22 protein-coding genes are annotated in these 24,595 nt (G+C 37.6%); all 22 read left to right on the top strand.

What is annotated here, in order from left to right:
• The first annotated feature begins 70 nt into the window (after positions 1–70).
• The 22 genes from codY (at position 71) to pnp (ending at position 24,523) form a co-directional block, all read left to right on the top strand.
• Positions 71–850 carry a GTP-sensing pleiotropic transcriptional regulator CodY gene (codY, locus tag ACQKNI_RS09160; protein WP_000421290.1) on the top strand — a complete coding sequence of 260 codons (780 nt, stop codon included), beginning with the start codon at positions 71–73 and terminating at the stop codon, positions 848–850.
• 348 nt (positions 851–1,198) lie between these two features.
• Positions 1,199–1,900 (top strand): 30S ribosomal protein S2, encoded by a 702-nt coding sequence (gene rpsB, locus ACQKNI_RS09155; protein WP_000111485.1) that lies wholly within the window; start codon positions 1,199–1,201, stop codon positions 1,898–1,900.
• Between the two features lie 103 nt (positions 1,901–2,003).
• Positions 2,004–2,891, top strand: a complete 888-nt coding sequence (tsf, locus tag ACQKNI_RS09150; RefSeq protein WP_060631984.1) for a translation elongation factor Ts — start codon at positions 2,004–2,006, stop codon at positions 2,889–2,891.
• 66 nt (positions 2,892–2,957) lie between these two features.
• Positions 2,958–3,680, top strand: a complete 723-nt coding sequence (gene pyrH / locus ACQKNI_RS09145; protein WP_088230123.1) for a UMP kinase — start codon at positions 2,958–2,960, stop codon at positions 3,678–3,680.
• A gap of 2 nt (positions 3,681–3,682) precedes the next feature.
• Complete coding sequence (gene frr, locus ACQKNI_RS09140) at positions 3,683–4,240, top strand: ribosome recycling factor (RefSeq protein ID WP_000531501.1); 558 nt, start codon at positions 3,683–3,685, stop codon at positions 4,238–4,240.
• A gap of 85 nt (positions 4,241–4,325) precedes the next feature.
• Complete coding sequence (uppS, locus tag ACQKNI_RS09135) at positions 4,326–5,102, top strand: isoprenyl transferase (protein WP_088230122.1); 777 nt, start codon at positions 4,326–4,328, stop codon at positions 5,100–5,102.
• Positions 5,103–5,119: 17 nt separating this feature from the next.
• Complete coding sequence (cdsA, locus tag ACQKNI_RS09130; protein WP_088230121.1) at positions 5,120–5,911, top strand: phosphatidate cytidylyltransferase; 792 nt, start codon at positions 5,120–5,122, stop codon at positions 5,909–5,911.
• A 23-nt stretch (positions 5,912–5,934) separates the two neighbouring features.
• Positions 5,935–7,077 (top strand): 1-deoxy-D-xylulose-5-phosphate reductoisomerase, encoded by a 1,143-nt coding sequence (gene dxr / locus ACQKNI_RS09125; RefSeq protein ID WP_088230120.1) that lies wholly within the window; start codon positions 5,935–5,937, stop codon positions 7,075–7,077.
• A 17-nt stretch (positions 7,078–7,094) separates the two neighbouring features.
• The gene (rseP, locus tag ACQKNI_RS09120) at positions 7,095–8,351 is read left to right on the top strand and encodes an RIP metalloprotease RseP (RefSeq protein ID WP_140417315.1); all 1,257 of its coding nucleotides are present in this window, start codon (positions 7,095–7,097) and stop codon (positions 8,349–8,351) included.
• A gap of 109 nt (positions 8,352–8,460) precedes the next feature.
• On the top strand, positions 8,461–10,161 hold the full coding sequence (locus ACQKNI_RS09115; protein WP_088230118.1) for a proline--tRNA ligase: 1,701 nt from the start codon (positions 8,461–8,463) through the stop codon (positions 10,159–10,161).
• 124 nt (positions 10,162–10,285) lie between these two features.
• A complete protein-coding gene (locus ACQKNI_RS09110; protein WP_088230117.1) occupies positions 10,286–14,587 on the top strand; it encodes a PolC-type DNA polymerase III in 4,302 nt (1,433 codons plus the stop codon).
• Between the two features lie 336 nt (positions 14,588–14,923).
• Positions 14,924–15,394, top strand: a complete 471-nt coding sequence (rimP, locus tag ACQKNI_RS09105) for a ribosome maturation factor RimP (protein ID WP_000359095.1) — start codon at positions 14,924–14,926, stop codon at positions 15,392–15,394.
• A 17-nt stretch (positions 15,395–15,411) separates the two neighbouring features.
• Positions 15,412–16,518 (top strand): transcription termination factor NusA, encoded by a 1,107-nt coding sequence (gene nusA, locus ACQKNI_RS09100; RefSeq protein ID WP_088230116.1) that lies wholly within the window; start codon positions 15,412–15,414, stop codon positions 16,516–16,518.
• An 11-nt stretch (positions 16,519–16,529) separates the two neighbouring features.
• Positions 16,530–16,802 (top strand): RNase P modulator RnpM, encoded by a 273-nt coding sequence (gene rnpM, locus ACQKNI_RS09095; RefSeq protein WP_000071127.1) that lies wholly within the window; start codon positions 16,530–16,532, stop codon positions 16,800–16,802.
• Positions 16,803–17,114, top strand: a complete 312-nt coding sequence (locus ACQKNI_RS09090; protein WP_001286523.1) for a YlxQ family RNA-binding protein — start codon at positions 16,803–16,805, stop codon at positions 17,112–17,114.
• Between the two features lie 4 nt (positions 17,115–17,118).
• Positions 17,119–19,179, top strand: a complete 2,061-nt coding sequence (gene infB / locus ACQKNI_RS09085; protein ID WP_088230115.1) for a translation initiation factor IF-2 — start codon at positions 17,119–17,121, stop codon at positions 19,177–19,179.
• Entirely contained in the window at positions 19,176–19,457 is a 282-nt protein-coding gene (locus ACQKNI_RS09080) for a DUF503 domain-containing protein (protein ID WP_017151268.1), read from the top strand. Before infB ends, ACQKNI_RS09080 begins: the two co-directional genes overlap by 4 nt.
• A 15-nt stretch (positions 19,458–19,472) precedes the next feature.
• Entirely contained in the window at positions 19,473–19,829 is a 357-nt protein-coding gene (gene rbfA / locus ACQKNI_RS09075) for a 30S ribosome-binding factor RbfA (protein WP_000776443.1), read from the top strand.
• A gap of 86 nt (positions 19,830–19,915) precedes the next feature.
• Positions 19,916–20,839 carry a tRNA pseudouridine(55) synthase TruB gene (gene truB, locus ACQKNI_RS09070; RefSeq protein WP_088230114.1) on the top strand — a complete coding sequence of 308 codons (924 nt, stop codon included), beginning with the start codon at positions 19,916–19,918 and terminating at the stop codon, positions 20,837–20,839.
• A 43-nt stretch (positions 20,840–20,882) separates the two neighbouring features.
• Positions 20,883–21,854: a bifunctional riboflavin kinase/FAD synthetase gene (gene ribF / locus ACQKNI_RS09065; RefSeq protein WP_088230113.1), complete on the top strand. Its 972-nt coding sequence runs from the start codon at positions 20,883–20,885 to the stop codon at positions 21,852–21,854.
• A gap of 100 nt (positions 21,855–21,954) precedes the next feature.
• Entirely contained in the window at positions 21,955–22,224 is a 270-nt protein-coding gene (rpsO, locus tag ACQKNI_RS09060; RefSeq protein WP_001229392.1) for a 30S ribosomal protein S15, read from the top strand.
• Positions 22,225–22,384: 160 nt separating this feature from the next.
• Positions 22,385–24,523 carry a polyribonucleotide nucleotidyltransferase gene (gene pnp / locus ACQKNI_RS09055; RefSeq protein ID WP_088230112.1) on the top strand — a complete coding sequence of 713 codons (2,139 nt, stop codon included), beginning with the start codon at positions 22,385–22,387 and terminating at the stop codon, positions 24,521–24,523.
• The last annotated feature ends 72 nt before the right edge of the window (positions 24,524–24,595 follow it).

Here is a 24,595-nt window from a genome sequence, read left to right as displayed (position 1 = left end):
ATCAGGTGACTCGCCCTAGTTTCCAAGTGATGAAAAAATATGTAAGTAATATGTAGGAGGAACTTTTGAAATGGAATTATTAGCAAAAACGAGAAAATTAAATGCGTTATTACAGAGCGCAGCAGGGAAGCCTGTAAACTTTAGAGAAATGTCTGACACGATGTGTGAAGTAATTGAAGCAAACGTGTTCGTTGTAAGTCGTCGTGGTAAATTACTAGGTTATGCAATTCACCAACAAATCGAAAACGAGCGTATGAAGCAAATGCTTGCAGAGCGCCAATTCCCAGAAGAATATACACAAAGCTTATTTAACATTACAGAAACATCTTCAAACTTAGATGTGAACAGTGCTTACACAGCATTCCCGGTAGAAAACAGAGAATTATTCGGTCAAGGTTTAACTACAATCGTACCGATCGTTGGTGGCGGTGAACGTCTAGGTACATTAGTATTAGCTCGTCTTGGTCAAGAATTCTTAGATGATGATTTAATTCTTGCTGAGTACAGCTCAACTGTTGTAGGCATGGAAATCTTACGTGAAAAAGCAGAAGAAATCGAAGAGGAAGCACGCAGTAAAGCTGTTGTTCAAATGGCGATTAGCTCATTATCTTACAGTGAGTTAGAAGCAATTGAGCACATCTTCGAAGAATTAAATGGAACAGAAGGTTTACTTGTTGCAAGTAAAATTGCTGATCGCGTAGGGATTACTCGTTCTGTAATCGTAAATGCACTACGTAAATTAGAAAGTGCTGGTGTTATTGAGTCTCGTTCTTTAGGTATGAAAGGAACATACATTAAAGTGCTAAATGACAAGTTTCTACAGGAACTTGCTAAATTAAAAACAAACTAATTTATAAAAACTCTCCTCACTTGAGGAGAGTTTTTTTGTATATAAGAGATTGATGTTGTTTGTGAAAAGCGCCATAATCATGTTTTGTTAGAAACTATTATGTGTATTTCACTTTTTTGCTTAAAAGAAATACAGGTTGGTAATACTAGAATTCGAGTGTGAATAAAGAAAGTTTTACATTGTTCGCATTTTCGACTTGATTGTAATATTTCAGTATGATATAGTAAGCAGTGGTGTCAGTACAAAGTACACACGTTTACCGATTTAAGTGTTGGTGCTACGTTTGTAGTTTCGCTTAGAGATGAAGTAAACGGAGGATATCAAAAACCATTTAGGAGGAACTATATTATGTCAGTAATTTCTATGAAGCAATTGCTTGAAGCTGGTGTTCATTTCGGACATCAAACTCGTCGTTGGAACCCAAAAATGAAGCGTTACATTTTCACAGAGCGTAACGGTATCTACATCATCGACTTACAAAAAACTGTGAAAAAAGTTGAGGAAGCTTACAGAACGATGCGCGACATCGCTGCTGAAGGTGGAGACATCTTATTCGTAGGTACTAAAAAACAAGCACAAGAAGCTATTAAAGAAGAAGCAACTCGTGCTGGTATGTACTTCGTTAACCAACGTTGGTTAGGTGGAACTTTAACAAACTTCCAAACAATCCAAAAACGTATCAAGCGTCTTAAAGACATCGAAAGAATGCAAGAAGATGGTACTTTCGAAGTACTACCTAAGAAAGAAGTTGTTCAACTTAAAAAAGAGTTAGAGCGTCTTGAGAAATTCTTAGGCGGTATTAAAGATATGAAAGGTCTTCCAAGTGCATTATTCGTAGTAGACCCTCGTAAAGAGCGTATTGCAGTTGCTGAAGCACGCAAATTACACATTCCAATCATCGGTATCGTTGATACAAACTGTGATCCAGACGAAATCGATCACGTTATCCCAGCAAACGATGATGCAATTCGTGCTGTAAAACTTCTTACATCTAAAATGGCAGACGCGATCCTTGAAGCAAAACAAGGTGAAGAAACTGTTACTGCGTAACAAAGTTGGAAAGGTGATAAGGGGTTCGGCCTTTTATCACCTTTTTTAAGGTATAAACACCTTTATAAAAGGTATAAATACATATTTTAGGAGGATGAAAAGTATGGCAATCACTGCACAAATGGTAAAAGAATTACGTGAAAAAACTGGCGCAGGTATGATGGACTGCAAAAAAGCTTTAACAGAAACTAATGGTGACATGGAGAAGGCAATTGACTTCTTACGTGAAAAAGGTATTGCGAAAGCTGCTAAAAAAGCAGACCGCATTGCTGCTGAAGGTTTAACTTTCATCGAAACAAACGGTAACGATGGTTTAATCTTAGAATTAAACTCAGAAACTGATTTCGTTGCGAAAAACGAAGGTTTCCAAACTTTAATTAAAGAATTAGCTGCTCACCTATTAACTAACAAACCAGCTAACGTTGAAGAAGCTATGGCTCAAACAATGGAAAATGGTAAAAAAGTAGAAGAGCACATCAACGAAGCAATCGCTAAAATTGGTGAAAAACTTACACTTCGTCGTTTCGAAATCGTATCAAAAACTGATGCAGATGCATTCGGCGCTTACCTACACATGGGTGGACGCATTGGTGTACTAACAGTTCTTGAAGGTTCAACTGATGAAGCAGCTGCTAAAGATGTTGCAATGCACATCGCTGCAGTTAACCCTAAATACATCGACCGCGATGCTGTAACAGCTGAAGAAGTTGAGCATGAGCGTCAAGTATTAACACAACAAGCATTAAACGAAGGCAAGCCAGAAAAAATCGTTGCAAAAATGGTTGAAGGCCGTCTTGGCAAATTCTTCGAAGAAATTTGCTTACTTGACCAAGCATTCGTTAAAAACCCTGATATGAAAGTTCGTCAGTTCGTTGAGTCTAAAGGCGGAACATTAAAAGGATTCGTTCGCTACGCTGTTGGTGAAGGTATCGAAAAACGCGAAGACAACTTTGCTGAAGAAGTAATGAACCAAGTAAAAGGTAGCAACTAATACAGATTAGGGAACACTTTGTGTTCCCTTTTTTAAAATAAAGATGTAAGCAATTGGAGGTTCATTATGAGTAAACCGAAATATAATCGTGTCGTTTTAAAGCTAAGCGGAGAAGCTTTAGCTGGCGAACAAGGATTTGGAATTAACCCATCTGTTATTAAATCAGTTGCGGAACAAGTAAAAGAAATTGCAGAGCTTGATGTAGAGGTTGCTGTTGTTGTTGGTGGCGGGAACATTTGGCGTGGAAAAATTGGAAGTGAAATGGGCATGGATCGTGCAGGAGCAGATTACATGGGCATGTTAGCTACAGTTATGAATTCGTTAGCACTTCAAGATAGCTTGGAGAATATCGGAATCCAAACTCGCGTACAAACTTCAATTGAAATGCGTCAAGTGGCAGAACCTTACATTCGTCGTAAAGCAGTTCGTCACTTAGAGAAGAAACGTGTTGTTATCTTTGCAGCAGGTACAGGTAATCCTTACTTCTCTACAGATACAACGGCAGCGTTACGCGCAGCTGAAATCGAAGCGGACGTTATCTTAATGGCGAAAAATAATGTGGATGGCGTATATAATGCGGATCCATCTATTGACCCGACAGCTACGAAATACGAAACACTTACTTACTTAGATGTATTAAAAGAAGGTTTAGGTGTAATGGATTCTACAGCTTCTTCTTTATGTATGGATAATGACATTCCATTAATTGTATTCTCAGTTATGGAAAAAGGTAATATTAAACGCGCCGTTTTAGGTGAAAATATTGGAACAGTTGTAAGGGGGAAATAAACATGGGACAACAAGTATTGAAGTCTTCGAATGAAAAAATGGAAAAAGCAGTTGCTGCTTATTCTCGTGAATTAGCAACAGTTCGTGCTGGCCGTGCAAACGCGTCTGTATTAGATAAGGTACAAGTTGATTACTATGGTGCACCAACACCAGTTGTGCAATTAGCGAACATTACAGTTCCTGAAGCACGTTTACTTGTAATTCAACCTTATGATAAAACTTCTATCGGTGATATTGAAAAAGCAATTTTAAAAGCAGATTTAGGCTTAAACCCTTCTAATGATGGAACTGTAATTCGTATTGCATTCCCTGCATTAACAGAAGAGCGTCGTCGCGATCTTGTAAAAGTTGTAAAAAAATATGCTGAAGAAGCAAAAGTTGCGGTTCGTAACGTACGTCGTGACGGAAATGATGATCTTAAGAAGCTTGAAAAAGCTGGCGAGATTACAGAAGATGATTTAAGAGGATATACTGAAGATATCCAAAAAGAAACAGATAAATATATTGCAAAAGTTGACGAAATCGCAAAAAACAAAGAAAAAGAAATCATGGAAGTGTAATAGCGATACTTTCGCAAATATGACCCTCTTCTTAAGGGGGTCTTTTTACACTTTTAGGCATACGTCTGCTTGCTGGAGGGTATGAATGATGTTTAAAAACTTTCCTTTTTTTAAAGGTAAAAAGGACACATCGTTTGATCATCTCGTTGAAGAAGTGAAAAAAGGATACATCCCAGAACATATTGCTATCATTATGGATGGTAATGGAAGATGGGCAAAGAGGAGAGCAATGCCTCGTATTGCGGGACATCATGAAGGTATGCAAGTTGTAAAAAAAATTACAAAATTTGCAAGTAAACTTAATGTGAAAGTATTAACTCTCTATGCTTTTTCAACTGAGAACTGGAAAAGACCGAAGAAGGAAGTTGATTATTTAATGAAGCTTCCAGAAGAATTTTTAGGTACATTTTTACCAGAATTGATTGAAGAGAACGTACAAGTCCGAGTAATAGGGCAACAAGATCGTCTTCCTACGCATACACGCAGAGCGATGGAGAAGGCCATGGAAGATACGAAAGAGAATACGGGATTAATTCTTAATTTCGCGTTAAACTATGGAAGTCGAGATGAAATCGTTTCTGCTGTGCAACATATGATGAAAGATAGTGAGGAAGGAAAGATTCGTGTAGAAGATGTAAGTGAAGAAATGCTTTCTTCCTACTTAATGACGAGTTCTTTACCTGATCCAGAGTTGTTAATCCGTACGAGCGGAGAGCTACGTATTAGTAATTTCATGCTATGGCAAATTGCATATTCGGAATTTTGGTTTACAGATGTGTATTGGCCAGACTTTACCGAGGAACATTTGCTAAATGCGATTACAGACTTTCAGCATAGAGGGCGCAGATTCGGAGGCGTGTAGAAAGAGAGGGTTTGGTAGTGAAACAGAGAATTATTACTGGAGTGGTTGCTGCCGCGCTATTCATTCCCATCGTAATTTACGGTGGCGTGCCTTTTACGGTTTTAGTGTATGCACTTGCTTCTATAGGTTTATATGAATTAATTCGTATGAATAAGCTTACGCTTATTTCAGTACCAACAGTTTTAGCTGCAATATTATTATGGATTATTTTAATTCCAAGTAGTGCATCAGAACTGTTTACGTGGATTGGGTTAGGTAAGTTAGAAATCACATTTGTGATTGTTCTATTACTTTTATCATATACAGTCCTTTCTAAGAATACATTTACTTTTGACAATGCTTCATTTTTACTAATGGCCACGACATATGTTGCAATGGGATTCTTATATTTAAATGAAACGAGAATATTAGGAATTAAATATGTGTTTTGCGCATTATTTGTTATATGGGCTACTGATTCAGGCGCATATTTCGTAGGAAAAGCATTAGGAAAGAGAAAACTGTGGCCAGAAATTAGTCCAAATAAAACGATTGAAGGCTCATTAGGCGGAATTGTTTGTGGAATTGTTGTGGCACTGGTTTACAATATGTTCTTCCCAGTTGAAGCGAATGTATGGATTTTAATTGTGCTGACAATTATCATTTCTATTTTTGGACAAATTGGTGATTTAGTACAATCTGCTTTTAAACGTCATTATGGCGTAAAGGATTCAGGTACAATTCTACCTGGACATGGTGGTATATTAGATCGAACAGATAGTTGGTTATTCGTTTTACCAATTCTCTACTTCTTATTACAATACAATTAATAAATGAACGAGGGGTTGGAGTCATGAAAAACATTAGTTTATTAGGTGCAAGCGGATCAATTGGTACACAAACTTTAGATGTATTACGCTCGCACCCAGACCAATTCCGTCTCGTTGCTTTTTCTGTAGGGAAAAACATTGACTACGCAGTAAAGGTCATTCAAGAATTTTCTCCGCAAATCGTCTCTGTGCAAAGAGAGGAAGATGTTTTAAAATTACAAGCTGTTTCTGGTAATACAAAAATTGTATATGGTAGTGAAGGGCTTTTAGAAGTAGCATTACATCCAGATGCGGAGATTGTAGTAAATGCTGTTGTAGGTAGTGTAGGGTTGTTACCAACACTTCGTGCGATTGAGGCGAAAAAAACAATTGGAATTGCAAACAAAGAAACGTTAGTAACTGCAGGGCATCTTGTAATGGAAGCGGCACGAAAACATAATGTTTCGTTACTTCCAGTAGATAGTGAACATTCAGCTATTTTTCAATGTTTGAATGGTGAAAATGAAAAAAGAATTTCTCGACTAATTATAACGGCTTCTGGTGGAAGTTTCCGTGATAAAACGAGAGATGAATTGCATCATGTGACCGTGGAAGATGCGCTTCGACATCCGAACTGGTCAATGGGTTCGAAAATTACAATTGATTCTGCTACAATGATGAATAAGGGACTAGAAGTAATTGAAGCACATTGGCTTTTTGATATCCCTTACGAGCAAATCGATGTTGTTTTACATAAAGAAAGTATTATTCATTCTATGGTTGAATTTGAAGATCGTAGTGTAATGGCACAGCTTGGCTCACCTGATATGCGAGTACCAATTCAATATGCACTTACATATCCTGATCGATTGCCTCTTGCAGACACAAAACAGTTGAATTTATGGGAAATAGGGACGTTGCATTTTGAAAAAATGAATCAAGAACGATTCCGTTGCCTACGTTTTGCGTATGAAGCTGGTAAAGCAGGTGGAAGTATGCCAGCTGTAATGAACGCAGCGAATGAAGTAGCTGTTGAAGCTTTTTTACAAAAGAGAATTGGTTTCTTAACAGTAGAAGACCTCATTGAAAAAGCAATGAACCATCACAATGTCATTGCACGTCCGAGCTTAGAGGAAATTCTGGAAATTGATGCAGCCACAAGACGGTTTGTGATGGAACAAATTTAGCAAAGGTGGTTATGGAATTGGATACAGCGATTGCCTTTATATTAATTTTCGGTGCACTCGTATTTTTCCATGAGCTAGGGCATCTATATTTCGCAAAAAGAGCAGGTATTTTATGCCGCGAGTTTGCGATTGGTTTTGGTCCGAAAATATTCTCATTTGAAAAGAATGAAACGGTGTATACGATTCGTTTACTGCCCCTTGGTGGCTATGTAAGAATGGCTGGTGAGGATGCGGACACAGTTGAGTTAAAGCCTGGGAAAAAGGTTGGTCTTGTATTAAATGAAAAAGACGAAGTTGTGAAATTAGTTTTTGATGGATATGAAAAGTATCCAAATGTTCGCGTTATTGAAGTCGAACAAGCTGAATTAGAACATAATTTAACAATTTCGGGCTATGAAGAGTACGAGGAAGAGCTACAAACATTCCAAGTGAATGAAAAGGCTCGTATCATTACTGCTGGCGAAGAAATTCAAATTGCTCCGTATAATAGGCAGTTCGGCTCTAAAAAATTGGGTCAACGCGCTTTAACAATCTTTGCAGGTCCTGCAATGAACTTCATTTTAGCATTTGTTATTTTTGTGATTCTTGGATTTGTACAAGGGGTTCCCGTTGACAAACCAATGGTCGGAAAAGTAATGGAGAATAGTGCTGCAGAGCAAGCTGGATTAAAAGAAAATGATACAATTCAAGCAATTGATGGGAAAAACACGAGTACATGGAAAGATGTTGTTGCTATTGTACGTGAAAACCCGAATAAAGAAATTACGTTACAAGTAAAGCGTGATAATGAACAGTTTAATGTAAAAGTAACGCCAACGCTCGATAAAGAAGGCAAAGACGAAGTTGGTAGAATTGGTGTTTACTCTCCTGTGGAGAAAACAGTAATGGGTTCTATTAAATCAGGATTTGAACAAACTTATCAGTGGACGAAGTTAATTTTTGAATCGCTTGTAAAATTAGTAACTGGTCAATTTTCTATTAACGAATTATCAGGTCCAGTAGGGATTTATAATCTAACCGATCAAGTAGTAGATTATGGATTTACACGTGTACTAAGTTTAGCGGCAGTTTTAAGTATTAACCTCGGTTTATTTAATTTATTACCAGTTCCAGCTTTAGACGGTGGACGTTTATTCTTCTTCTTAATTGAAGCATTACGAGGGAAACCTATTGACCGTCAAAAAGAAGGAATGGTTCACTTTATTGGCTTTGCATTATTAATGTTACTTATGTTAGTTGTAACATGGAATGACATTCGTAAGTTTTTCTTGTAAAATAAAGTGGAACTTATAATGAAATAGAGCTCGTAGAATAAAATCCCTCACCTAACTCGAGGTGAGGGGTTTTACTGCGTGTAAGAGTAAAATGAAGAGGTGCGAATAAATGAAACAAAGTATGGTATTCAGTCCTACATTACGTGAAGTTCCAGCTGATGCTGAAATTAAAAGTCATCAATTATTACTTCGCGCAGGTTTTATGCGTCAAAATGCTTCTGGTATTTATAGTTTTCTACCATTCGGTTTAAAAGTACTGCATAAGGTAGAACGTATCGTTCGAGAAGAAATGGAACGTGCAGGAGCTGTAGAATTATTAATGCCGGCTATGCAAGCTGCAGAATTATGGCAAGAGTCAGGTCGTTGGTATTCTTACGGATCTGAATTAATGCGTATGAAAGATCGTAATGCTCGTGAATTTGCATTAGGAGCTACACACGAGGAAGTAATTACTGATCTTGTACGTGATGAAGTAAAATCATATAAAAAATTACCGTTAACATTATACCAAATTCAAACGAAGTTCCGCGATGAACAAAGACCTCGTTTTGGTTTATTACGTGGAAGAGAGTTTTTAATGAAAGATGCATACTCTTTCCATGCTACACAAGAGAGCTTAGATGAAGTATACGATCGCTTATACAAAGCATACTCTAACATTTTTGCTCGTTGTGGTTTGAATTTCCGTGCAGTTATTGCTGACTCTGGAGCAATGGGCGGAAAAGATACACATGAATTTATGGTATTATCTGAAGTTGGTGAAGATACTATTGCATACTCTGATACATCTGATTATGCAGCGAACATCGAAATGGCTCCTGTTGTAGCTACGTATACGAAGAGTGACGAAGAGGAAAAAGCACTTGAAAAAGTAGCAACGCCAGATCAAAAAGCAATTGAAGAAGTATCTGCATTCTTAAACATTGAAGCTGATAAGTGCATTAAGTCTATGGTATTTAAAGTAGACGAGAAATTAGTAGTTGTACTTGTTCGTGGTGATCATGAAGTAAACGATATAAAAGTGAAAAATGTATACGGCGCTTCAGTTGTTGAGCTTGCTTCTCATGAAGAAGTAAAAGAACTATTAAATTGTGAAGTTGGTTCATTAGGACCGATTGGTGTAACAGGTGATATCGAAATTATCGCTGACCACGCTGTAGCATCAATTGTTAACGGATGTTCAGGAGCGAACGAAGAAGGATTCCATTATGTAAATGTAAATCCAGAACGTGACTTTAAAGTGAGTCAATATACAGATTTACGCTTCATTCAAGAAGGAGACCAATCTCCAGATGGAAACGGAACAATTCTTTTCGCACGCGGAATTGAAGTTGGTCACGTATTCAAATTAGGAACTCGTTATAGTGAAGCAATGAACGCAACATTCCTAGATGAAAACGGGAAAACACAACCACTTATTATGGGTTGTTACGGCATTGGTGTATCTCGTACAGTGGCAGCAATTGCAGAGCAGTTTAATGATGAGAGCGGTTTAGTTTGGCCTAAAGCTGTCGCACCGTTCCATGTGCATGTAATTCCAGTAAACATGAAATCTGATGCACAACGTGAAATGGGTGAAAACATCTACAACTCATTACAAGAGCAAGGTTATGAAGTATTATTAGATGACCGTGCAGAACGTGCAGGTGTTAAATTTGCAGATGCAGATTTATTCGGCCTTCCAGTTCGTGTTACAGTTGGTAAAAAAGCAGACGAAGGTATTGTAGAAGTGAAAGTACGTGCTACAGGCGAGTCTGAAGAAGTGAAAGTAGAAGAACTTCAAACATATATTGCTAATATTTTAAAATAAGAAGAGGTACCTCGTAATGAGGTACCTTCTCTTTCTTTGTAAACGTATTTTGTAAAAGAAGAAGGGAGAAATCTTTCTTTGTAGTACGTTTCAATTTATAATAGCAAATGGAAGGAGAGTGCTTATGTCTTTAACAAATGAACAACAAGAGCGATTTCAAATTTTGCTCCAGCAGTTGCAAATACCAGAAGACCTTATAAATCAATATTTACAAGGCGGTGGTATTGAAAAGCTAGTTATTGATAAAGCAAATAAAAGTTGGCATTTTGACTTACAAGTGCCGCGTATTTTGCCGACGGAATTATATGAATTGCTAGAAACAAAGCTTAAGCAATCATTTTCTCATATTGCAAGAACAACATTTGCATTAGAAACAGAGAATAAACAATTTACAGAAGAAGAAGTGAGGGCGTATTGGCCACTTTGTACGGAACGAATTACATTTTCACCTATGTTTGCGTACTTAAAAAAACAACTTCCACAAGTGAATGGCGTGAAGTTGCTAATAAATGTGAATAATGAGCTAGAATCTACTGCTCTAAAGAAAAATGTTGCGAAACCAGTAGGTGAACAATATGAAGCTTTTGGATTTCCACGTTTTCAGTTAGACACACATATAAAACAAAATGTAGAAGAGATGCAAAAGTTTCGTGAGCAAACGCAGCAAGAAGACCGCGAGCGTGTTATACAAGCTATGGAAGAAATGGCGAAGAAGCAAGCTGAAGAAAGCAGCGTTGTACATGAAGGACCGATTACACTCGGGTATCTTATTAAGCCAGATGAAGAGATTACACCGATGCGAGAAATTCAAGATGAAGAAAGAAGAAAAACGGTTCAGGGATATGTCTTCCATGTGGAAACAAAAGAGCTTCGTAGTGGACGTACTTTATTAACTTTAAAAATAACGGATTATACAGATTCTATTATGATCAAAATGTTCTCACGTGATAAAGAAGATATTCCAATGCTACAATCCTTGAAAAAAGGAATGTGGGTGAAGGCTCGTGGTTCTGTCCAAAATGATACATTCGTTCGAGATTTAGTAATGATTGCAAATGATATTAATGAAATAACAGGACCTTCTCGTAAAGATAAAGCGCCAGAAGGTGAAAAACGAGTGGAGCTGCACCTTCACACTCCAATGAGTCAAATGGATGCTGTTACGCCTGTCTCTAAGCTTGTTGCCCAAGCAGGGAAATGGGGGCATGAGGCTATTGCGGTTACAGACCATGCTGTTGCTCAGTCGTTCCCAGAAGCGTATTCCGCTGGTAAAAAGGCTGGGGTTAAAGTTATATACGGTGTAGAGGCCAATTTAGTTAATGATGGTGTGCCGATAGCATATAACGAAGCGCATCGTTTACTGGCAGAGGAAACGTATGTTGTTTTCGACGTTGAGACGACAGGTTTATCAGCTGTATACGATACAGTTATTGAGTTGGCGGCTGTAAAAGTAAAAGGTGGCGAAATTATTGACCGCTTTGAATCTTTTGCAAATCCGCATCAACCATTATCGGCGACGATTATTGAATTAACAGGTATAACAGATGATATGTTAACCGATGCGCCAGAAGTGGACGAAGTGTTTAAAAAGTTTGAGGAATGGATGGGCGACCATACACTTGTTGCTCATAACGCAAGCTTCGATATGGGCTTCATTAACGTAGGATTTAAAAAGGCGGGGTTAGAAAAAACGAATAACCCAGTTATTGATACGTTAGAACTTGCACGATTCTTATTCCCGGAAATGAAAAATCATCGATTAAATACGATGTGTAAAAAGCTTGATATTGAATTAACACAACATCACCGTGCGATTTATGATACTGAAGCAACGGGATATTTACTTGTGAAAATGTTAAAAGATGTGATTGAAAAAGGCTTTGAATATCACGATCAATTAAATGATAGCATGGGACAAGGGGATGCGTATAAACGTGGACGCCCAAGTCATATGACATTGCTTGCTACATCGGACGTTGGATTGAAAAATTTATATAAACTTGTTTCATATTCTCACCTGAATTACTTTTACCGTGTACCACGTGTACCAAGGTCACTATTAAAAAAATACCGTGAAGGAATTTTAGTAGGAACAGCTTGTGATAAAGGTGAAGTGTTTGAAGCAATGATGCAAAAAGCTCCTGAAGAGGTAGAAGAAATTGCACAGTTCTATGATTACATTGAAGTAATGCCTCCAGAAGTGCTACGTCATTTAGTAGAACGTGAACTTGTTCGAGATGAAGGACAATTAAAAACAATTATTTCTAACTTAGTAAAACTAGGTGAGACGTTAGATAAACCAGTTGTCGCTACAGGAAACGTGCATTACTTAGACCAAGAGGATGCAATGTATCGCAAAATTTTAGTAAGTTCACAGGGCGGAGCCAATCCGTTAAACCGACATTCGTTACCGCCTGTACATTTCCGTACAACAGATGAAATGTTAGAGTGTTTCTCATTCTTAGGTGAAGACTTAGCGAAAGAAATTGTCGTAACGAATACACAAAAGATTGCATCATTAATTGGCGATGTTCATCCAGTAAAAGACGATCTATACACACCGAAAATTGAAGGTGCTGATGATGAAACACGTGATATGAGTTATAAAATGGCGCGTAGTATTTATGGTGAAGAGTTACCTGAAATTGTAGAAGCGCGTATAGAAAAAGAATTGAAAAGTATTATTGGACACGGATTCGCCGTTATTTATTTAATTTCACATAAGCTTGTGAAAAAATCGTTAGTAGACGGATATTTAGTAGGTTCGCGTGGATCGGTAGGTTCATCATTCGTTGCAACGATGATGGAAATTACAGAAGTAAATCCATTACCACCGCATTATGTATGTCCGAATTGTAAGCAATCAGAATTCTTTAATGATGGTTCTGTAGGTTCTGGTTTCGATTTACCGGATAAAGAATGTCCGACTTGTAATATTCCATATGTAAAAGATGGTCATGATATTCCGTTCGAAACGTTCCTTGGATTTAAAGGAGATAAGGTACCCGATATTGATTTGAACTTCTCTGGGGAATACCAACCACGTGCCCATAACTATACGAAAGTACTGTTCGGTGAAGATTATGTATATCGTGCAGGAACGATTGGTACAGTTGCGGAAAAAACTGCTTATGGATATGTAAAAGGTTATGCAAATGATCATAATTTAACGATTCGAAATGCAGAGATTGACCGCTTAGTAGCAGGATGTACCGGTGTAAAACGTACAACTGGACAGCATCCAGGTGGTATTATCGTTGTGCCAGATTATATGGACATCTTTGATTTTTCGCCAATACAGTTTCCGGCAGATTCAATAGGGGCTGAGTGGAGAACGACACACTTTGATTTCCACTCGATTCATGATAATTTATTGAAACTTGATATACTAGGACACGATGATCCGACAGTTATTCGTATGTTACAAGATTTAAGTGGTATTGATCCGAAAACAATCCCAACGGATGATCCAGAAGTAATGAAAATTTTCTCAGGTCCGGAATCGTTAGGTGTAACGGAAGAACAAATTAACTGTAAAACAGGTACACTTGGTATACCGGAGTTTGGTACGAAATTCGTAAGGCAGATGTTAGAAGAAACGAAACCGACGACATTCTCAGAGTTAGTCCAAATTTCTGGACTATCACATGGTACGGACGTATGGCTTGGTAATGCAAACGAGTTAATTTATAACGGTACATGTACGCTGAGTGAAGTTATCGGTTGTCGTGATGACATCATGGTATATTTAATCTATCAAGGTTTAGACCCATCATTAGCCTTCAAAATCATGGAGTCGGTACGTAAAGGTAAAGGTGTACCAGAAGAATGGGAAGAGGACATGAAAAGTAATAACGTACCAGGTTGGTATATTGATTCATGTAAGAAGATTAAGTACATGTTCCCTAAAGCCCATGCGGCTGCTTATGTACTTATGGCTGTACGTATTGCATACTTTAAAGTACATTTCGCGCTTCTATTCTATGCGGCTTACTTTACAGTTCGTGCAGATGACTTTGATGTAGAGGCGATGGCGAAAGGCTCGGCATCTATACGTGCGAGAATTGATGAAATTGCGCAAAAGGGACTCGATGCAGCGCCAAAAGAGAAGAGTTTATTAACGGTACTAGAAATGACACTTGAAATGTGTGAACGTGGATACTCATTCCAAAAGGTTGATTTATACCGCTCGCATGCAACGGAATTTATTATTGATGGGGACTCATTAATTCCTCCATTTAATGCAGTGCCTGGTCTTGGTACAAACGCTGCTTTAAGCATTGTAGAAGCACGTAAAAATGGAGACTTTTTATCAAAAGAAGACTTACAGCAACGCAGTAAGGTTTCGAAAACGATTATTGAGTATTTAGATAGCCAAGGTTGCTTAGGCGACTTGCCGGATCAAAACCAGTTATCGCTGTTCTAATAGGTAGGAAAAGTCTTTGCAAATCAATATTTCCTATGATATACTATTAACCGAGATAACCATGTCATGTATATTTTGCAAAGAGAAGAGTGGGGAAACCCACTCTTTCGTGTTACTATCTATGTTTTATCTACGTGGGTAGGTGAGACATTTCTGTCGTATATACATATTTTGTTACAAGTTTTACTTCTTAAATTTGGTAATACTAAGACAGATAATCCCTGCTGAACAGCAGGGGCTTTTGTTAGCTAACGAGAAAGAATAAGATAGACCGTTTTTATATGGATGGAGTCTTTTTCTTTTAAATGGTACATGGCGGCAGGAAGGAGGCTGTTTATGGATAAGAAAGTCACAGAAGTTGTAGAAGCATTTGCGCAGCCGATCGTTGAAGAGTTAAATCTTGAACTTGTAGATGTAGAATATGTGAAAGAAGGACAAGACTGGTTCTTACGCGTATTTATCGATTCTGAAAAGGGAGTCGACATTGAAGAATGTGGTGCAGTAAGTGAACGTTTAAGCGAAGCTTTAGATAAAGAGGATCCAATTCCTCATCTCTACTTTTTGGATGTATCATCTCCTGGAGCGGAACGCCCATTAAAGAAAGAGAAAGACTTCCAGCAAGCGGTAGGAAAACAAGTGGCAATTAAAACATATGAGCCGATTGACGGCGAAAAAATGTTTGAAGGAAAACTGCTTTCTTACGATGGTACAACAATAACATTATTATTAACAATTAAAACACGTAAAAAAGAAATCCAAATTCCAATGGATAAAGTTGCAAATGCGCGACTTGCTGTTACGTTTTAGTTAGAAGGGGGATCTTCATGAGCACTGAGTTATTAGATGCTTTGCTCGTATTAGAATCTGAAAAAGGTATTAGCAAAGACATTATTATTGATGCAATTGAAGCAGCTTTAATCTCTGCTTATAAGCGCAATTTTAATCAAGCACAAAACGTTCGTGTGAGCTTTAACCCACAAGTGGGAACAATTCAAGTTTTAGCACGTAAAGACGTAGTAGATAATGTGTTTGATCCACGTCTTGAAATTTCTGTAGAGGAAGCAAGACAAATTAATCCAAACTACCAAGATGGTGACGTACTAGAAATCGAAGTAACACCAAAAGATTTCGGTCGTATTGCAGCGCAAACTGCTAAACAAGTTGTAACACAACGAGTGCGTGAAGCAGAGCGCGGTGTTATTTACTCTGAATTTAGTGACCGTGAAGAAGATATTATGGTAGGTATTGTACAACGTCAAGATGCTCGTTTCATCTATGTAAGCTTAGGGAAAGTAGAAGCTTTATTACCTGTAAGTGAACAAATGCCTAACGAGCAATACAAACCACACGATCGTATTCGCGTATTCATTACGAAAGTAGAAAAAACAACAAAAGGACCACAAATTTACGTATCACGTACACATCCTGGTCTTTTAAAACGTTTATTCGAAATGGAAGTTCCTGAAATTTATGATGGAACGGTAGAGATTCGCTCTGTAGCACGTGAAGCTGGCGATCGTTCTAAAATCTCTGTATATGCAGAGAACATTGATGTGGATCCAGTAGGTTCTTGTGTAGGACCGAAAGGACAACGTGTACAGCGCATTGTAGACGAATTAAAAGGTGAAAAAATTGACATCGTTCGCTGGTCAAATGATCCAGTTGAATATGTTGCAAATGCTTTAAGCCCATCACAAGTTGTTAAAGTACTTGTAGATGAAGAAGAAAAAGCGACAACTGTTGTTGTTCCAGACCACCAGCTATCATTAGCTATCGGTAAGCGTGGACAAAATGCGCGCCTTGCGGCTAAATTAACAGGCTGGAAAATTGATATTAAGAGTGAGTCTGATGCGAAACAACTTGGTATTGTAACAGAAGAAGATAGCGTAATCGCATTCGGATTCGATTCTGTTGAAGACGAAATCGAATAGAGGTGATGAGTATGAGCAATCGAAAAGTTCCGTTACGAAAATGTGTTGCGACGCAAGAAATGAAATCAAAACGAGAGCTCGTTCGCATTGTTCGTTCCAAAGAGGGAGAAGTGTCCATTGATTTAACTGGAAAAAAATCAGGACGAGGTGCATACTTGTCAAAAGATAAAGAAAGCATTCTTCAAGCTCAAAAGAAAAATGTTTTGGAACATCATCTAAAAGCGAAAATCGACGGTTCTCTATACGAAGAGCTTCTTGAGCTTGTTGAGAAGGAGTCGAAATAAGTGTCCGATTGGAAATCGTTTTTAGGACTAGCAAACCGGGCTCGAAAAATTATTTCGGGTGAAGAACTTGTTTTAAAAGAAGTACGAAGTGGCAAAGCAAAACTTGTATTGCTATCTGAAGATGCGTCAGTGAATACTACAAAACGCATCACAGATAAAACGACGTACTACAACGTACCAATGAGAAAGGTCGAAAATCGACAACAATTAGGGCATGCGATTGGGAGAGATGAGCGAGTCGTTGTAGCTGTGTTAGATGAAGGCTTTGCGAAAAAGCTGCGTAGCATGCTCGATACAAATTACCGGGGGTGAAGGTATGAGTAAAATTCGAGTGCATGAATATGCAAAACAACATAATATCTCAAGTAAAGATCTTATGACAAAACTAAAAGAAATGAATATCGAGGTTTCGAATCATATGACAATGTTAGACGATGAAGTAGTAAACAAATTAGATAATGAATACCAAGCAGAAAAACCTTCTGTTGCAGATGAGTTTGAAGTAGAAGAAAAAGTTGTTCGTAGTAAAAAGAACAGCAACAAGAAAAAGAAAAAAGGTAAAGGTAACGAAGACAAGCGTCAAGATAACTTTGCTGGAAGACAACAAACACAAATAGTAGAAACACCAGATAAAATTACTTTCTCTGGAAGCCTTACAGTAGGTGAGCTTGCTAAAAAATTAAGCAAAGAGCCGTCTGAAATTATTAAGAAACTCTTCATGCTAGGAATTATGGCAACAATTAACCAAGACTTAGATAAAGATACAATTGAGTTAATTGCTACTGATTACGGTATTGAAGTAGAAGAAGAAGTAATTGTAAGTGAGACTGAATTTGAAACATTCATCGATGAGCAAGATGATGAAGAGAACTTAAAAGAACGTCCAGCTGTAGTTACAATCATGGGACACGTTGACCATGGTAAAACAACATTACTTGACTCTATTCGTAACTCAAAAGTAACTGCTGGCGAAGCAGGTGGAATTACTCAGCATATTGGTGCATACCAAGTTGAAGTAAATGATAAGAAGATTACATTCTTAGATACACCTGGTCACGCGGCGTTTACAACGATGCGTGCTCGTGGTGCGCAAGTAACTGATATTACAATCCTTGTTGTTGCAGCTGATGACGGTGTTATGCCACAAACAGTTGAAGCGATTAGCCATGCGAAAGCAGCTGGAGTACCAATTATTGTAGCTGTGAATAAAATGGATAAACCAGCAGCAAATCCTGATCGCGTAATGCAAGAATTAACAGAATATGAATTAGTTCCAGAAGCATGGGGTGGAGATACAATCTTCGTACCAATCTCTGCGATTCAAGGCGAAGGAATTGACAACTTACTAGAAATGATTCTTCTTGTAAGTGAAGTAGAAGAATATAAAGCAAATCCAAATCGCTATGCAACTGGTACTGTAATTGAAGCACAGCTTGATAAAGGTAAAGGAACTATCGCGACATTACTTGTTCAAAACGGTACACTTCGAGTTGGAGATCCAATTGTTGTTGGAACATCATTCGGACGTGTTCGTGCAATGGTAAGTGATATTGGTCGTCGTGTAAAAGTTGCTGGTCCATCAACTCCTGTTGAAATTACAGGTTTAAATGAAGTACCACAAGCGGGAGATCGTTTCATGGCATTCGCTGATGAGAAGAAAGCTCGTCAAATTGGTGAATCACGTGCACAAGAAGCGTTACTTGCACAACGTGGTGAGAAGTCTAAATTAAGCCTTGAAGATTTATTCCAACAAATCCAAGAGAGCGATGTAAAAGAAATCAACTTAATTGTAAAAGCAGATGTACAGGGTTCTGTTGAAGCGATGGCAGCATCACTTCGTAAAATTGATGTTGAAGGCGTAAAAGTTAAAATCATTCACACTGGTGTAGGTGCGATTACAGAATCTGATATTATTTTAGCTTCTGCATCTAATGCAATTGTAATTGGATTTAACGTACGTCCAGATGTGAACGCGAAGCGTACAGCTGAATTAGAGAACGTTGATGTTCGCTTACACCGTATTATCTACAAAGTAATCGAAGAAATTGAATTAGCAATGCAAGGTATGCTTGATCCAGAATTCGAAGAAAAAGTAATCGGTCAAGCGGAAGTTCGTCAAACGTTTAAAGTAACAAAAGTTGGAACAATCGCAGGTTGTTACGTAATAGACGGTAAAATTACACGTGATAGTGGTGTTCGTATTATCCGCGATGGTATAGTAATTTTCGAAGGTCAACTTGATACGTTAAAACGTTTCAAAGACGACGTAAAAGAAGTTGCACAAAACTATGAGTGTGGTATTACAATTGAGAGATATAATGATCTTAAAGAAGGGGACATCATTGAAGCGTACATTATGGAAGAAGTGAAGCGATGATTATCGCTTCACTCTCATTCGAGTGTATGATTTACGATGTGCATTCTTTAAAAGAGAAACGAGCTATTTTGCAACGGGTGCTAACTCGTGTGAAGCAGCGTTATAACGTAGCTGTTTCAGAAGTAGGGCATCAAGATGTATGGCAACGTACAGAAATTGCAATTGTTTCTGTATCCTCCAATCGTGTTGTTTGTGAAAAAGAAATGAATCGTGTACTTGAGTACATCGATTCATTTCCTGAAATTGAACGTACGATAACACAATTGGAATGGTATTGAATGAGGTGAAGAGTTATGAAATTACGTGCAAACCGTGTAGGCGAGCAAATGAAAAAAGAATTAGGCGACATCATCAGTCGTAAAATTAAAGATCCACGTGTCGGATTTGTTACAGTAACAGATGTACAAGTGAGTGGAGATTTACAAATTGCTACAGTGTATATTTCTGTTTTAGGTGATGAGGAACAGAAAGAAAGTACACTAAAAGGTTTAGCGAAGGCAAAAGGCTTCATTCGTTCAGAAATTGGCCAACGTATTCGTCTTCGTAAAACGCCGGAAATTTCCTTTGAATTTGATGAGTCTATCGGATATGGTCATCGAATTGATACACTTTTACATGAAATTAATAAAGAAGGTAAACGTGAAGAATAATGGATAGACAATTGTCTATCCATTTTTTCAATGTAAAATAAGTTTTAGGTAATGATTATGAAAGAATTACGATGAGGTGAACATATATGGAAGGTGTAGTATTATTACATAAGCCAAAAGGCATGACATCACATGATTGTGTATTTAAATTAAGAAAGATATTGCGTGAAAAACGAATTGGTCATACAGGAACATTAGATCCAGATGTAACAGGAGTATTACCTATTTGTGTTGGACGAGCAACGAAGATTGCACAATTTTTAACAAGTGAAACGAAAACATATGAAGGTGAAGTGACATTAGGGTTTTCAACAACAACTGAAGATGCTTCTGGTGAAGTTGTGGAAACGAAAAATGTAGATCGTGTTATGACTCGTAAGGAAGTGGAAGAGGTTCTTATGGCATTAACAGGTACGATTGAGCAAATGCCTCCGATGTTTTCGGCTGTAAAAGTTAACGGAAAAAAATTATATGAATACGCAAGAGCAGGACAAGAGGTTGAACGTCCAGTTCGTACAATTACAATTCATGAATTTGTATTATTAGATGACCGCGAAGTTTTTGAAGGTGAAAATATTTCATTCCGTTTCCGTGTAACGTGTAGTAAAGGAACTTATGTAAGAACGTTAGCAGTAATGATCGGTGAAAAACTTGGTTTTCCATCACATATGTCTCACCTTGTAAGAACGGCTTCTGGTGAATTTTTATTAGAAGATTGCATATCATTTGAAGAAATTGAAGAAAACGTGCAAAATGGAACAGTAGAGTCTATCTTCATTTCAATTGATGAAGCATTAAGTAAGTTCCCGAAAATGGTTGTAGATGAAAAGCAAGCAGAGAAAATAAAGAATGGTATGTTCTTAAAAAATGAATTGCAAATAACGGCGCCATTTATAACAGTGTTTGATAAAAACGATCGCTGCCTTGCAATTTATGAGCACCATCCAAAACACCCTGGTATGCTAAAGCCGATGAAAGTACTTGTGAATAATCAAGAACTAAAGCTATAATGAATTATTGGAAGGATTATTACAGAAAAAGGTGAATTCAAGCGTGAAACTTATTCATTTAACTCATCCACATGAACAAAATAAATTAGAATTACCACCTACTGTAATGGCATTAGGATTTTTTGATGGCATTCATTTAGGACATCAATGTGTGATTCGAACTGCGAAGCAAATAGCGGATGAACGGGGATATAAAAGTGCAGTGATGACATTTTATCCGCATCCATCTGTTGTTTTAGGTAAAAAAGAAGCGCATGCCGAGTATATTACACCAATGTGTGATAAAGAAAAAATAGTCGAGAACTTAGGAATCGATATATTATATGTTGTTAAATTTGACGAATCATTTGCAGGCTTATTGCCACAACAATTTGTAGATGATTATATTATTGATTTAAATGTAAAGCATGTAGTAGCAGGGTTTGATTATTCATATGGACGTTTAGGAAAAGGAAAGATGGAGACTTTACCATTTCATGCAAGAGGGGAGTTTACACAGACTGTGATTGAAAAAGTTGAATTTCAAGAAGAGAAAGTAAGTTCTACAGCATTACGAAAATTAATTCGAAATGGTGAAATGGAACAAATTCCATCTATTTTAGGTAGAGCCTATACAGTAGGAGGAACAGTTGTACACGGTGATAAACGTGGACGTCAAATCGGTTTTCCAACAGCTAATATAGGTTTAAGTGATAAGTATCTATTACCACCTGTAGGTGTTTATGCAGTGAGATTAAAAGTTCACGATGAATGGTACGATGGTGTGTGTAATATTGGATATAAACCAACTTTTAAAGAAGATGAGCGTCAACTATCTATTGAAGTGCACTTATTTGAATTTAATAAAGACATATACGATCAAAGTGTTACAGTAGAGTGGCATATGCGTATAAGAGAAGAGAAGAAATTCAATGGCATTGATCAATTAGTTGAACAAATTGCAAAAGATAAGAAAACAGCACAAGAATATTTTGCGAACGAAAAGAATACACTTGCTTTTTCAAATGAAAAGTAGTATTCTATGTTATGTACTTTATGACAACCATTGCTTGGCATTGCGACTCACCGACGCTTGCTAGGTAATTGGGGGTTTAATTATTAGGAGGTGAAATAGGATGGCTTTAACACAAGAGCGTAAAAATGAAATCATTGCACAATTTAGAACTCATGAGACTGATACTGGTTCTCCAGAGGTTCAAATTGCTGTCCTAACGGAGCAAATTAACACTCTAAACGAGCACTTACGTACTCACAAGAAAGATCATCATTCACGTCGTGGTCTATTAAAGATGGTTGGTAAACGTCGTAACTTACTAACTTACCTTCGTAATAGCGATATCACACGTTACCGTGAATTAATCACAAAGCTTGGCTTACGTCGATAGTCAAAGAAGCGGGAATATTCCCGCTTTTTTGTTAGGTAAAAATATATCTTCTACTCTTTATAGCTTACTTCATTTTCGGTAATACTAGAGGTAGAATATTGTGATATACTATCCATTTACATAGAAGAATTGAATACTTTAAATTGAGAGGGGTACTTAAATGAGTCAAGAAAAGCAAGTCTTCTCGATAGATTGGGCTGGTCGTCAGCTAACAGTTGAAACAAGTCAGCTTGCAAAGCAAGCGAACGGAGCAGTATTAGTAAGATATGGCGATACAGCGGTTCTATCTACAGCAACTGCATCAAAAGAAGCAAAAAATGTAGATTTCTTCCCACTTACAGTAAACTATGAAGAGCGTTTATATGCAGTCGGAAAAATTCCTGGCGGTTTCATTAAACGTGAAGGTCGTCCAAGTGAAAAAGCAATTTTGGCAAGTCGTTTAATCGACCGTCCAATTCGTCCACTTTTCGCAGATGGTTTCCGTAACGAAGTACAAGTTGTCAGCATTGTAATGAGTGTTGATCAAGATTGTTCTTCTGAAATGGCAGCTATGCTTGGTTCTTCATTAGCGTTATCGATTTCAGATATTCCATTTGAAGGTCCAATCGCGGGCGCAACAGTTGGTCGTATTAACGGCGAATTCGTGATTAATCCAACAGTAGAACAGCAAGAACAAAGTGATATTCACCTTGTTGTAGCTGGTACGAAAGATGCAATTAACATGGTTGAAGCAGGAGCAGATCAAGTGCCTGAAGAAACAATGTTAGAAGCAATTATGTTTGGTCACGAAGAAATTAAACGTCTAATTGCATTCCAAGAAGAGATTGTACAAGCTGTAGGTAAAGAGAAATCAGAAGTGAAACTTTATGAAGTTGACGCTGATCTGAATCAAGCTATACGTGAAATGGCTGAGAAGGATATGCATTCTGCAATTCAAGTACATGAGAAACATGCACGTGAAGATGCAATTAACGAAGTGAAAAAACGTGTAATTGAGCATTACGAAGCGCAGGAAGCTGACGCTGATACATTAGGACAAGTAAGTGAGATTTTATATAAAATTGTAAAAGAAGAAGTACGTCGTCTTATTACAGTTGAAAAAATCCGCCCAGATGGCCGTAAAGGTGACGAAATCCGTCCATTAGCATCAGAGGTTGGCATTTTATCTCGTACACACGGTTCTGGTTTGTTCACACGTGGACAAACACAAGCATTAAGTATTTGTACATTAGGAGCATTAGGTGATGTGCAAATTTTAGATGGTCTTGGTGTAGAAGAATCAAAACGCTTTATGCACCATTACAATTTCCCATCATTTAGTGTTGGTGAAACAAGACCGATGCGTGGACCAGGTCGTCGTGAAATTGGTCACGGTGCACTAGGAGAACGTGCGCTTGAGCCTGTAATTCCATCTGAAAAAGATTTCCCATACACAGTACGTCTTGTATCAGAAGTTTTAGAATCAAATGGTTCTACTTCACAAGCAAGTATTTGTGGTAGTACTTTAGCAATGATGGATGCTGGTGTTCCACTTAAAGCTCCAGTTGCAGGTATTGCAATGGGTCTAGTTAAATCTGGTGAGCATTACACAATTTTATCTGATATTCAAGGTATGGAAGATCATTTAGGTGATATGGACTTTAAAGTAGCAGGTACAGCGCAAGGTGTAACTGCACTGCAAATGGACATTAAAATCGATGGTCTATCTCGTGAAATTTTAGAAGAGGCATTACAACAAGCGAAAGTTGGTCGTGTGCACATTCTAAATCATATGTTATCTGTTATTGCAGAGCCACGTACTGAATTATCAGCGTACGCTCCAAAGATTATTACAATGACAATTAACCCAGATAAAATCCGTGACGTTATCGGACCGAGCGGTAAACAAATCAATAAAATTATTGAAGAAACTGGCGTTAAAATTGACATAGAGCAAGATGGTACAGTATTCATTTCTTCAATAAATCAAGAAATGAATGACAAAGCTAAGAAAATTATCGAAGATATCGTTCGCGAAGTACAAGTAGGTGAAATCTACGAAGGAAAAGTGAAGCGTGTTGAGAAATTCGGTGCTTTCGTTGAATTATTCAGCGGTAAAGATGGATTAGTTCACATTTCTGAACTTGCACTTGAGCGTGTAGGAAAAGTAGAGGACGTTGTGAAAATCGGTGACGTAATTACAGTTAAAGTTATCGAGATTGACAAGCAGGGCCGCGTGAATTTATCTAGAAAAGTATTGCTAAAAGAAGAGCAAGAAAAAGAAGCTGCTAAAGAAGAAAACAAACAAGAGCAGCAATAAGTAAAAGCCAGTTTAACTGGCTTTTTTTGTTATGTAAAAAATATGATTTACATATATTTTTATGTCAGCATA

The sequence above is a fragment of the Bacillus sp. NPDC094064 genome (assembly GCF_050279585.1).
Taxonomy (GTDB): Bacteria; Bacillota; Bacilli; order Bacillales; family Bacillaceae_G; genus Bacillus_A.
This window is presented reverse-complemented; position numbering and strand designations above follow the sequence as displayed.